This is a genomic window from Cupriavidus sp. IDO (assembly GCF_000812465.1).
Lineage (GTDB): Bacteria > Pseudomonadota > Gammaproteobacteria > Burkholderiales > Burkholderiaceae > Cupriavidus.
In genome coordinates this window covers 43,467-54,913 of sequence record NZ_JWMA01000118.1, presented here as the reverse complement: position 1 = coordinate 54,913, position 11,447 = coordinate 43,467, and the positions used below count along the sequence as shown (strand labels likewise).

At 62.7% G+C, this 11,447-nt stretch carries 9 protein-coding genes and 6 tRNA genes; 8 read left to right on the top strand and 7 right to left on the bottom strand.

The features are described 5' to 3' along the window. Positions 1-137: 137 nt before the first annotated feature. The gene (locus RM96_RS27425) at positions 138-1,064 is read right to left on the bottom strand and encodes a patatin-like phospholipase family protein (protein WP_039014889.1); all 927 of its coding nucleotides are present in this window, start codon (positions 1,062-1,064) and stop codon (positions 138-140) included. Between the two features lie 245 nt (positions 1,065-1,309). On the opposite strand from RM96_RS27425, the gene gltX reads away from it, so the two are divergent. From gltX to RM96_RS27390, 7 genes are all read left to right on the top strand, one after another. Next, entirely contained in the window at positions 1,310-2,716 is a 1,407-nt protein-coding gene (gene gltX / locus RM96_RS27420) for a glutamate--tRNA ligase (protein ID WP_039014888.1), read from the top strand. A gap of 274 nt (positions 2,717-2,990) precedes the next feature. Then, a tRNA-Ala gene (locus RM96_RS27415) sits at positions 2,991-3,066 on the top strand. Positions 3,067-3,130: 64 nt separating this feature from the next. Further along, positions 3,131-3,206 (top strand) — tRNA-Glu (locus RM96_RS27410). 67 nt (positions 3,207-3,273) lie between these two features. Then, positions 3,274-3,350 (top strand) — tRNA-Asp (locus RM96_RS27405). A 185-nt stretch (positions 3,351-3,535) separates the two neighbouring features. Further along, positions 3,536-3,611: transfer RNA gene (locus RM96_RS27400), tRNA-Ala, on the top strand. 101 nt (positions 3,612-3,712) lie between these two features. Next, positions 3,713-3,788, top strand: a tRNA-Glu gene (locus RM96_RS27395). Positions 3,789-3,855: 67 nt separating this feature from the next. After that, positions 3,856-3,932 (top strand) — tRNA-Asp (locus RM96_RS27390). Between the two features lie 141 nt (positions 3,933-4,073). Here the strand turns inward: RM96_RS27390 and RM96_RS27385 are convergent. From RM96_RS27385 to trxA, 6 genes are all read right to left on the bottom strand, one after another. After that, entirely contained in the window at positions 4,074-5,426 is a 1,353-nt protein-coding gene (locus tag RM96_RS27385) for an MATE family efflux transporter (protein ID WP_039014887.1), read from the bottom strand. Positions 5,427-5,501: 75 nt separating this feature from the next. Continuing rightward, on the bottom strand, positions 5,502-7,289 hold the full coding sequence (locus RM96_RS27380; RefSeq protein WP_039014886.1) for an ArnT family glycosyltransferase: 1,788 nt from the start codon (positions 7,287-7,289) through the stop codon (positions 5,502-5,504). Between the two features lie 226 nt (positions 7,290-7,515). After that, positions 7,516-7,776 (bottom strand): type B 50S ribosomal protein L31, encoded by a 261-nt coding sequence (locus RM96_RS27375; protein ID WP_010814268.1) that lies wholly within the window; start codon positions 7,774-7,776, stop codon positions 7,516-7,518. 183 nt (positions 7,777-7,959) lie between these two features. Next, positions 7,960-8,817, bottom strand: coding sequence for a M90 family metallopeptidase (locus RM96_RS27370; RefSeq protein ID WP_039014885.1), 858 nt, complete (start codon positions 8,815-8,817; stop codon positions 7,960-7,962). 87 nt (positions 8,818-8,904) lie between these two features. Beyond that, positions 8,905-10,167, bottom strand: coding sequence for a transcription termination factor Rho (rho, locus tag RM96_RS27365; protein ID WP_039014884.1), 1,263 nt, complete (start codon positions 10,165-10,167; stop codon positions 8,905-8,907). Between the two features lie 180 nt (positions 10,168-10,347). Next, positions 10,348-10,674: a thioredoxin TrxA gene (gene trxA, locus RM96_RS27360; protein WP_010814265.1), complete on the bottom strand. Its 327-nt coding sequence runs from the start codon at positions 10,672-10,674 to the stop codon at positions 10,348-10,350. 468 nt (positions 10,675-11,142) lie between these two features. Between trxA and RM96_RS27355 the strand changes: the two genes are divergently transcribed. Beyond that, positions 11,143-11,418, top strand: coding sequence for a hypothetical protein (locus tag RM96_RS27355; protein ID WP_039014883.1), 276 nt, complete (start codon positions 11,143-11,145; stop codon positions 11,416-11,418). Positions 11,419-11,447: the final 29 nt, after the last annotated feature.

Below are 11,447 nucleotides of genomic sequence, written 5' to 3'. Positions count from 1 at the left end.
AAAACGACCCGCACGCACATGCGCACGGGTCGTTAAGTCTCGACCTTCTCGTTACACCGTTCGGTTCCTGAGAAAGGACCTTAACTGAACGGCATTACTGCTTCGGCAGTCCTTTTTTGTTGCTCGCGGCCTGAATGCTACTGCGCCGCCATGGTGCCGGCCGGGCGCAGCCGGGCCTGTTCCAGCTTCTGGCGCAGGCTTGCCATCACGGCCGCGGTCGCCTGCTCGCCGGCAAGAACGGCCCGGTTGCGCGAATTGAAGTCGCTGCCACTCATGTCCGGCAGGTCAGGGCGGATCACGATATCCGCACGCGCCAGCGCCATCTTGTTGATCGACTGGCCCATGATGGCCGTGGTCTGCAGCAGCACGCCGCTCTGGCCGCTGTTTTTCTGGCTGCCGGGATCGGCCGAAATATTGACCGCGATGACGAAGTCAGCGCCCATGCCGCGCGCCGAGTCTACCGGCACCGGTTCGACCAGGCCTCCATCGACATAGTCATGCCCCTGGATGGAGACAGGCTGGAATACACCCGGCACGCTGCTCGAGGCGCGCACGGCCTGGCCTGTATTGCCGCGGCGGAAGAGAATGCGCTCGCCGGTCTTGAGGTCCGTCGCGACGATTCCCAGCGGCAGCTTCATGGCCTCGATGGGGCGGTTGGATACCAGCCGGTTGACGTAGTTCTGCAAGGCTTCGCCCTTGAGCCAGCCGCCAAAGCGCGTCCCGAAGGGCAGGGCCCAGTCCGCGATGGTGGCCTCGTCCATGGTCAGGGCCAGCCTGTTCAGCTCAAAGCCGTTCATGCCGGACGCATAGAGCGCCGCCACCACGGCCCCCGCGCTGGTGCCGGTGACCAGGTCGGCGTGAATGCCTTGCGCCTCCAGCGCCTTGATCACGCCAATGTGCGCGAACCCGCGCGCGGCGCCGCCGCCCAGTGCCAGGCCGATCTTGATGGGCCGGGGTGCTGGCTGCGTGGCGACCGGAGGGACGGTGTCGGACGGCCGCGGGCCGAAGGAACAGGCCGCCAGCAGCATTGCCGCGGAGGCGCCCAGGAAATTGCGTCGTTGCATGGATTGGGAAAATGTTAGCGAGGGCGGCACCGGCGGCGGAAGTGAGGCATGAGGCGCCGCGATCTTGTTCCGGCGAGTTTGCGCCGCGTACCGGCTGTTGCTCTGACCGGCCGTAGCATAAATGATTCCACTGCGGCAGGGCTGTCGGCGCCGGCAGGCGTTGCCGACCCGCTTGCTATAATGCAGCGTTCATACATTCCGGCCTGCGCGCATCCGCGCGCGGGCTTTTTTGTTTCCCCCAGACCATGACACAACGCGTTCGCACCCGCTTCGCGCCGAGCCCGACCGGCTTCATCCATCTCGGCAATATCCGCTCAGCGCTCTATCCGTGGGCCTTTGCCCGCCGCATGAAGGGCGACTTTATCCTGCGTATCGAGGATACCGACGTCGAGCGCTCGTCGCAGGAGGCTGTCGACGTGATTCTCGAAAGCATGGCCTGGCTCGAGATGGATGTCGACGAGGGTCCGTTCTACCAGATGCAGCGCATGGACCGCTATCGCGAGGTGCTGCAGCAGATCGTCGACGCCGGCCTGGCTTATCCCTGCTACATGAGCACGGAGGAACTCGACGCCCTGCGCGATGCCCAGCGCGAGCGCGGCGAAAAGCCGCGTTACAACGGCTTCTGGCGGCCGGAGCCAGGCAAGGTCCTGCCCGAGCCCCCGACTGGCGTGAAGCCGGTGATCCGGTTCAAGAACCCGATCGGCGGCAGCGTGGTGTGGGATGACGCCGTCAAGGGGCGCATCGAGATCTCCAACGACGAGCTCGACGACCTGGTGATCGCGCGCCCGGACGGCACGCCCACCTACAATTTCTGCGTTGTCGTGGATGATCTCGACATGAAGATCACGCATGTGATCCGCGGTGATGATCACGTCAACAACACGCCGCGCCAGATCAATATCATCCGCGCGCTGGGCGGGACGCCGCCGGTCTATGCGCACCTGCCCACCGTGCTCAACGAGCAGGGCGAGAAGATGAGCAAGCGGCATGGTGCCATGAGCGTGACCGGGTACCGCGACGAGGGCTATCTGCCCGAGGCGGTTCTCAATTACCTGGCGCGCCTAGGCTGGGCGCACGGCGACGCCGAGATCTTCTCGCGCGAGCAGTTCGTCGAGTGGTTTGACCTGGAGCACCTCGGCAAGTCGCCGGCCCAGTACAACCCGGAGAAGCTGGCGTGGCTGAACAACCACTACATCAAGGTGGGCGACAACCAGCGCCTGGCCGACCTGACCAGGCCTTTCATTGAGGCGCTCGGCGGCAAGGTGGAAGGGGCTGACCTGGTCCAGGTCATCGCACTGGTGAAGGACCGTGCGAATACGCTGAAGGAAGTCGCCCAGGCCGCGCTGCTGTTCTACCGCGGCGAACCGCAGGCGGATCCGGCGCTCAAGGCCGAGCATCTGACCGCCGAGATCAAGCCGGCGCTTGCCGCGCTGGCCACGCAACTGGCCGCGCTGCCGGAATGGAAGCGAGAGGCGATCAACGCGACGTTCAAGGCGGTGCTGGCCGAGTTCGGCCTGAAGATGCCCAAGCTGGCTATGCCCGTGCGCCTGCTGGTAGCAGGGCAGTTGCAGACGCCGAGCATCGATGCCGTACTGGAGCTGTTTGGGCGCGACACGGTACTGCGCCGGATCGGCGCCGGCGCGTCGGCATAAAAATTTCATGCAAAACGCTCGGCAGGGGCTTGCGCTCCGGCTGAGACTTGCGCATAATTTCGTTCTCCCTGCAGCGCGGTCCCAACCAAGCGGGCTGGCCGATCCGGTAACGGATCTTCGTGGACGTCAAGTCATCCGCAGAAATGTGGAAAACGAAAAAAAGTCAAAACGGGAGCTTGCAAAGATTCAAGGTTGTTATATAATTTTGGCTTCGCGTGAAACGCCGGTGGTAATGGCGCAGCGAAAAGCAAGTTGCAGTAAATGGCAGTATTATGGGGCTATAGCTCAGCTGGGAGAGCGCTTGCATGGCATGCAAGAGGTCAGCGGTTCGATCCCGCTTAGCTCCACCAGGATATCGGAACCATCGGTTGTATTTGATGGTTCCAGACGGAACACGTTGAAAGACAAGTTTCTGTCCCCTTCGTCTAGAGGCCTAGGACATCACCCTTTCACGGTGAGTACAGGGGTTCGAATCCCCTAGGGGACGCCAAACAATCGGACGTAATCAAACGTCCAGTTTGTCGTCAAGAGCGAAGCTCGAGATGGCAGCCGACTAAGGAGTGGTAGTTCAGTCGGTTAGAATACCGGCCTGTCACGCCGGGGGTCGCGGGTTCGAGTCCCGTCCACTCCGCCAAAACTGAGCCCACATGGTTAATCCCATGTGGGTTTTTCTTTTGGGTGAGGATTATCCGATAATCGCTGCGACAGTGAATAAAATGTTGCGAGTCGTATCGGGCTTATATATAATCCTGTTTTCGCTGCAAACGTGGTTGTCATTGCGTGGCGGCGAAAGGCAGTTTCCAGCAGTAACCGAATTTCGGGGCTATAGCTCAGCTGGGAGAGCGCTTGCATGGCATGCAAGAGGTCAGCGGTTCGATCCCGCTTAGCTCCACCAGGATTCAGGAAGCACGAAAAGGTGCTTCCGTAGCGCAAAAAAGTCTGTTATAGTAGCCGACTTCGCAGCGCAAGACGGAACGCGTTGAAAGACAAGTTTCTGTCCCCTTCGTCTAGAGGCCTAGGACATCACCCTTTCACGGTGAGTACAGGGGTTCGAATCCCCTAGGGGACGCCAAACAATCGGACGTAATCAAACGTCCAGTTTGTCGTCAAGAGCGAAGCTCGAGATGGCAGCCGACTAAGGAGTGGTAGTTCAGTCGGTTAGAATACCGGCCTGTCACGCCGGGGGTCGCGGGTTCGAGTCCCGTCCACTCCGCCAAAACTGAACCCGCATGGTTAATCCCATGCGGGTTTTTCTTTTTGCGCCTGCCATTTGATAATCCAGCCAGCAGCCAGGTTCATTCATTTGGCGGATTATGTGGATCGCGCGAAAAGATAATCGCCACCGCACTGATGGCGATCAGATGCGCTGATCCCTGCTGATGCGCACGAAATAACGGACCAGCAGCGTGCCGGCAATGGCCAGGCTTACGCTGTTGGCCAGCCAGAACCCGGCGGCTCCCCGCGTGAAGGCGGGAAGGGTATCAATCAGCCCGAATCCAAGCACATAGCCGCCGCCCAGCCCGATGCCCCAGAGTGAGCCTGCGTAGATGAGCGTCGGGATCAGTGCCACCTTGTAGGCGCGCAGGATAAAGGCCGTCATTACCTGAACGGCATCGAAGGCCTGGTAGAACGCGACGAACAGGATGAGCGGCAGTGCGGCGGCGACTACGCCAGGATCCTTCGCATAGGCATGCAGCAGTGGCTCACGCAGCAGCCAGAGCAGGCCGCCCACCATCACGGCCAAGGCGGCCGCTAGGCGGATGCCGCGCCAGGCCAGCCGGCTTGCTCCGGCCAGATCCCGGGCGCCTATCGACTGGGCCACGAGCGTCGATGTAGCAATGGCCAGTGACAGCGGCAGCATATACGCCACGGCACCGAGGTTGGCGATGATCTGGTGTCCAGCCAGCGTCACGGTCCCCATGCGGGTGATGAAGATCGACATCAGCGTGAACGACGTGATTTCGATCAGGTACGTCAGGCCCATGGGTACGCCCAGGCGCAGCAGCGCGCGCAGCCGTGCAGCGATGGGCCAACTCCACCTGGAGAAAATCTGCAACGGCCGGTAGGCCGAGCCATGACGCAGGATCAGCAAGCCCGCGATGCACCAGGACCAGCTGATCAGCGTCGAGGCCAGCGCGCAGCCCGGTCCGCCCATCGCCGGCAGGCCCAGCCCGCCGTGAATGAACCAGGCATTGAGCGGAATTTTCACGACCAGGCCAGCCAGTTGCAGAACCGTGACCATGATCGGCCGCGACAATGCATTGTTCAGCGCGGAATAGATGCGAAATCCCAGTGCGGCCGGAAGGCCGAACGCCACGATATGCAGGTATTGACTGGCCTTGTCGACGAGATCCGGCGGGGCCTTGGCGAACGCCAGCAGCGGCCCGGGGAACGCAAGCAGCAAGATGCCGGGGATAGACAGCGCCAGCCCAAGCCACGCTGCCTGCCGGACCTCGCTGCCGATTTCCTCGCTGCGGCCGGCGCCGTACAGTTGCCCGGCAATGGGGGCGAGCGCCTGCAGCACGCCCATCAGGCTGATGTAGACCGTCACATAGATCGAGCCGCCCAGGCCAACCGCAGCCAGGTCATTGGCCGAGGCGCGGCCGGCCATGATGGTGTCGATGACGCCAAATGCGATCACGGCGAGCTGGCCGACCAGGACCGGGGCGGCCAGATTCGCAATGCGGCGGAAATCCTGGAGGGCGCTCATGCAGGAATCACGAAAGCAGGCAGCGTCGCGATGGCGCAAGGCTGCCCGCGGTGCACCTGATCGCAGGCGCGGGGTTCAGGGCTGGCGCGGAAGCGGCCGCCGCGGCAGGTCGGGCCGCGCGTGCGTGGCACGGGCAGTATCGACAAGCCGGTACATGCGGAAGCGCTCGTCGCGGTCTGCCGGACGGCGGCCTTCCCAGATCAGGCGCCACTCAAAATGGGAAATACCGCCGGGCTCGCCGAAGTCCATCGAGTCATGACGCAGCAGGATATCGCAGCCGTCGCTGGGACCGCCGAAGCGGAAATGCCCGAAGTAGGCAAAGGAGGCCAGCTGCGCATCGCCCATTCGGATCGGCTGCACGCACTGGTATGTCGATGGCAACGCCATCGCAGCGGCCTCGACCACATCGCGATACGTCTTGCCGTAGTTGATCGAAGGCAGCCACAGCGTCATCGCCATCACCCACATCAGCGTCGTGCCGGCGGCGGAGATCACGACCGGGCGCCAGATCTGCTTGGGCGCGCGCGACAGGCGCCAGCGGACGATCAGCACCCAGGCCACGGTGACCAGTAAAGCGACGACGACCGCGGAGGTAGTGAACTGATGCTGGAAGCCCGGCAACTGGCGGAAGACGTTAGCTGCAACGCGCGGCGGCCAGCCGGTGGTCTTGGCGATCCACAGGAACCAGACGGTGCCGCCGAAGATGGTGAAGAAGAGCAGGGCGAACCAGTCGATGGCGTTGATCACGCCGCGCGTCAGCGTGGGCAGCGCAAATGCCGCCAGCACCGCCATCGGTGGCAGCAGCAGGATGAACTGCACATCGCCAGGACTGCGTTGCAGGAACAGCAGCAACAGCAGCGGCAGCAGCAGCGCCAGCGGCAGCGCGACGTGGGGGGCGCGGCGCATGCCGGTCCATGCGACCCATGCCCAGCAGGCGATGGGCCACACCGGCCAGGCATAGAGGAAGAGGTTGCGCGCGTTGAAGCCGAACGTCTGCATGTTCGGCGCGCCATAGCTGCGCCGGTCATAGCGGGCCCACTCGCGGATGAACGTCACGGCATCGGCACGGTCCGGAGTGCTGAAATAGGTCGCGGCAATCCATGCCAGCACGATGGCCAGTGCCAGCGGCAGGCTGATTTCGAGGAGGCGCCGCAGCGGCAGCGGCTGGCAGACCAGGCCGCCGATCACGGCAGCAGCAAACAGGGCGAGCGCTAGGATCGGGCCGCTTGCCAGCGTCAGGCCGCCCAGTCCGAGCCCGACCAGCAGGCTACCCTGGATCGGCTTGTCGAGACTGCGGACCAGGCCATAGAGGCTCAGCGCAATGAAGCTGACCTGGCCGACCTGTGCCGTGGTTTCGTGGCCGCGCACGGCAAGGCCGACACAGGCAAGGAAAACTAGCAGGGCGCCGTCGGCCAGTGTTCGGCCATAGTCGCGGGCATTGGGCTGGCCGCCGAAAGCATAGGCAAAAGGCTGAACTTCGTCGCGGCGGCCCAGCAGGTAGGTGGTGTACCAGATGGCAGCGCAGGTGGCGAAGAAGAACAGGGCCGTTGCGAGCCGCGATGCGTCTGGCGCGCCAAGCCAGCCGCCGAACAGGCGGATCATGGTGGCACCGATCCAGAACACCAGCGGGCCGTCTTCACTGTAGGGGCGCCCGGCTATGTTTGGCATCAGCCAGTCGTGCGCGCCGCCCGTCGCCAGTTGCCACATCACGCCGAAGCCCGCCGCATCCTCGTTCTTCCACGGATCGCGGCCAAACAGGCCCGTCAGGCCGTAGATGATGCAGATCGCCAGCAGCAGGGCGCGCGGCAGCGCGCCGGTTGCGGCAGCGGTCAGTTGGACGGGGGAGGTCTTGGCTTGACTCATCGGCGGGTCAGGTCAGGCAGCAGGCCAGAGGCGCGTTGCCACGGATGGAACAGTATCGCGCAGGCGCGAGCTTGCGGCTCGGCTGCCGGTGTGTGGCGTGAGCACGGGCGCAGGCAGAATCACCGGCGCAAATGCAAAGAGGCAGCCAATGCTGCCTCTTTGCTGTTCACGCGGCGCCGGAGCATGTGTCCATGCGCGCCGCGCAAATCCTTGGTCGCCGGAGCGATTACTTCGCAGCCTTGCCCAGCTTGTTGCCGAACTTCTGGCGGAACTTCTCGACGCGGCCGGCGGTGTCCATGATCTTCTGGGTGCCGGTGTAGAACGGGTGCGATTCCGACGAGACTTCGATCTTGGCCAGCGGGTATTCCTTGCCGTCCTTCACGATCTTGTCCTTGGTCTGGATCGTCGAGCGGGTGATGAAGCTGAAGTCGCTGGACATGTCCTGGAACACGACTTCGCGGTAATTGGGGTGAATGCCTTCTTTCATGGTGATTCCTTTCAGGTTGGGTAGCCAGTCCGTTGTCATCCGCAACATCCGCAGAACTCAGCGCGGCGACGAGCGAACCACTTGCCGATAACGGGCAAACTGGAATTATGGCAGAAAAACAAAGACTTGGGCAAGAAATGCCGCTCGTCTCGCGGTGCCCGCGAACAGCGGGCGCATGTGCAGTCAGCTGCCTCCCGGTGCCGGATCCTGCCGGTAGAACGTGGCCAGGGACTGGTAGAGGACCGGCCAATGCTGCCTCAGACTCGCGGGCTCCACAAAAAATGACTCAGACGCCACCGCAAAGAACTCGCTCGGTGCCTCGCAACCGTAGGGGTCGATCACGCGCAGGGCCGGGGGCAGGCGTTCCGGATGCTCCCAGGCGTCGTCCGGATACTTGTCCCAGACCTCGGCAAAGCGGTCGTATTCGGTCAGGAACGTTTCGGCCCATGCTTCGGCGTCGATGCCCGGATGCAGCACACGTGAGAAAGGCGGTACGCCATCGGGTTCGCCGTCGAGCATATCCAGCTTGTGGGCGAACTCATGAATGACCACGTTGTAGGAATCGGCCGGCAAGTTGTGGTCGGATTCGAGCCCGGCTCCCGGCGAGCTCACGTCGGGCCAAGACAGAATGACCGGACCGTGTTCCCAGGCCTCGCCGCTGGCTTCCTCGACCACGCCATGAACCAGCCCGATTTCATCCTGGACCGTGCGGCGGATAATGAATTCGCCTGGGTAGAGCACGATCCCGTGCCATCCGCGATACCACTCGATGCCCAGCCGCAGGATCGGCACGCACGCCTGCACCGCCACGCTGACCACCATGTCGTCGGTCAGCGGCAGGTCGTGCGCGGTGGAGTACTCCTTTTCGGCGATGAACAGCGTGGCCAGCTCGCGCAGCGCGGTGAGGTCGTCGCTGCCGTAGCGCTGCACGAACGGCAGTGTCGAGACCGTCTGCTCCCACAGGGCATCCGGAATCGCATAGTGCTCGAGCTTGCGGGCTTTCGAGCGGGTGCGCAGGAACTGGGTCAGTCGGCCAAGCATGAATAGGGGCGTATGTCCGCGAAGAATCGTCCGGGCAACAAAAAAGGCGTGCCGGGGCACGCCTTCCTGTTTTGTTGCAGCGAGGGCTCAGCCGCCTCTGCGCATCATATCGAAAAACTCGGCGTTGTTCTTCGTGGCCTTCATCTTGTCCATAATGAATTCCATCGCCTGCACTTCATCCATGTCGGAGATGAACTTGCGCAGGATCCAGATCTTCTGCAGGATTTCCGGCTTGATCAGCAGCTCTTCGCGGCGCGTGCCCGACTTGTTCAGGTTGATCGACGGGTAGACGCGCTTCTCGGCCAGGCGACGTTCCAGGTGCACTTCCATATTGCCGGTGCCCTTGAACTCTTCATAGATCACGTCGTCCATGCGGCTGCCGGTTTCGATCAGCGCGGTGGCGATGATGGTCAGCGAACCGCCTTCTTCCAGGTTGCGCGCGGCACCGAAGAAGCGCTTCGGGCGCTGCAGCGCGTTGGCGTCCACACCACCAGTCAGCACCTTGCCCGAGGCCGGCACCACGGTGTTGTAGGCACGCGCCAGGCGGGTGATGGAGTCCAGCAGGATCACCACGTCGCGCTTCAGTTCGACCAGGCGCTTGGCCTTCTCGATCACCATTTCGGCAACCTGGACGTGACGGATAGCCGGTTCGTCAAAGGTCGACGCAACCACTTCCCCGCGCACCGAGCGCATCATCTCGGTCACTTCTTCCGGGCGCTCGTCGATCAGCAGCACAAACAGGTCCGCCTCCGGATGGTTGTTGGCAATCGCGTGGGCGATGTGCTGCAGCATCACGGTCTTGCCGGACTTGGGCGATGCCACCAGCAGCGCACGCTGGCCGCGGCCGATCGGCGCGATCATGTCGATGATGCGGCCGGTGATGTTTTCTTCAGCCTTGATATCGCGTTCGAGCGTGAGCGGCCGGTTCGGGTGCAGCGGCGTCAGGTTCTCGAACATGATGCGGTTCTTGACCGCTTCGGGCGGCTGCCCGTTGACCTTGTCCACCTTGACCAGCGCAAAGTAGCGTTCGCCGTCCTTGGGCGTACGCACCTCACCCTCGATCGTGTCGCCGGTATGCAGGTTGAAGCGGCGGATCTGAGACGGGCTGATGTAGATGTCATCCGTGCTGGCCAGATACGAGGTCTCGGGCGAGCGCAGGAAGCCGAAGCCGTCGGGCAGCACCTCCAGCGTGCCGTCTCCAAAGATGGTTTCGCCCATCTTGGCGCGCTTCTTCAGGATCGCAAACATCAGTTCCTGTTTGCGCATCCGCTGTGCATTGTCGATCTCGAGCGTTGCCGCCATTTCGAGAAGCGCAGACACGTGAAGCGATTTGAGTTCTGTCAGGTGCATAGACGAGGGGTACAGAAGGGCCCGGACGGGCGAGACCTAAAAGGAAGGGGGAAGAAATGAGCGAACGCTCGGGGAAGTTGTTGGTGGCATCTTAGCACAATCCGACCGGCGCGCCAGGGCGTGGCGCACGCACGTCGGATCGTGACAAAACCGGAGCCGGTTCAGGCTCCGGCGCGCAGCTTACAGATTGCCGTCGAGGAAGGCAGTCAGTTGCGACTTGGACAGCGCGCCAACCTTCTGGGCGGCGACTGCACCGTTCTTGAACAGGATCAGCGTCGGGATGCCGCGGATGCCGAACTTGGCCGGCACTTGCTGGTTTTCATCGACATTGATCTTGGCGATCTGCAGCTTGTCGCCGTAGTCCTTGGCCACTTCGTCCAGGATCGGGGCGATCATCTTGCAGGGGCCGCACCATTCGGCCCAGAAATCGAGCAGGACGGGCTTGTCGGACTGGAGGACGTCGGCGTCGAAGGAGGCGTCGCTCACATACTTGATTTGTTCGCTCATGGCGGAAAACCTCTGGGTTCGCTCTGTTTATGTTGAGGGCTGGGTATTGCCGAACCGTTACCTTACACGAGAATGCTCGGACTCGTTTGGCACCATTCAAATGAGGGTATTTCCTGACGGAAAACCTGCCCAGTCGACTGCTGCCGCACCCACAATCCGGATATGTTACCAGTTTGCGGATTTTCAAGACCGGACCGGTCGTGCGGCTGCAAGCCCGGTGGCACCGGGCTATTCTGCCTTCAAACGGGTCGTCCGTTGAATGGTTATTTCAATAGGCGCAAGAGATTTTGGCAATCACCGGGAGTGCCATACAATGCACTTGCCGTGCCCGGCCGATCCCGCAGCGCGGCAGTCGCCTATGCGCCAAATACCACTCGCCGGCGCGTAGAATAAAAGCCGGCATGCGCGTCGTCTTGCACGCGGGCATGCCTTCAACGAGCGCAATGCGCCACTGACAAGGCCTTCGATATGACTCCCGATTCCCGCAAGCCCACTGAGCCCGACGCCGAACAGACCACGCCGGACGTGGAGCACCTGAGCGACGCGCTGGATCACATCAGCAGCGCGGTCGAGACCAACAGCATCGCCAGCGGCGCGGCCAAGGGCCTGGTCTACAGCATCATCGAAACGCTGGGCACGCTGGTGGGCGACCCCGACCTGCCCGAGCATGCCCGCTCCGGCTACGAAGGCCTGCTCGAAACGGCGCGCGAGATCCGCGCGAGGCTGGAAGGCGGCACGCACTGAGCGGCGCCCGCGACGGAGCGGATGCCCGG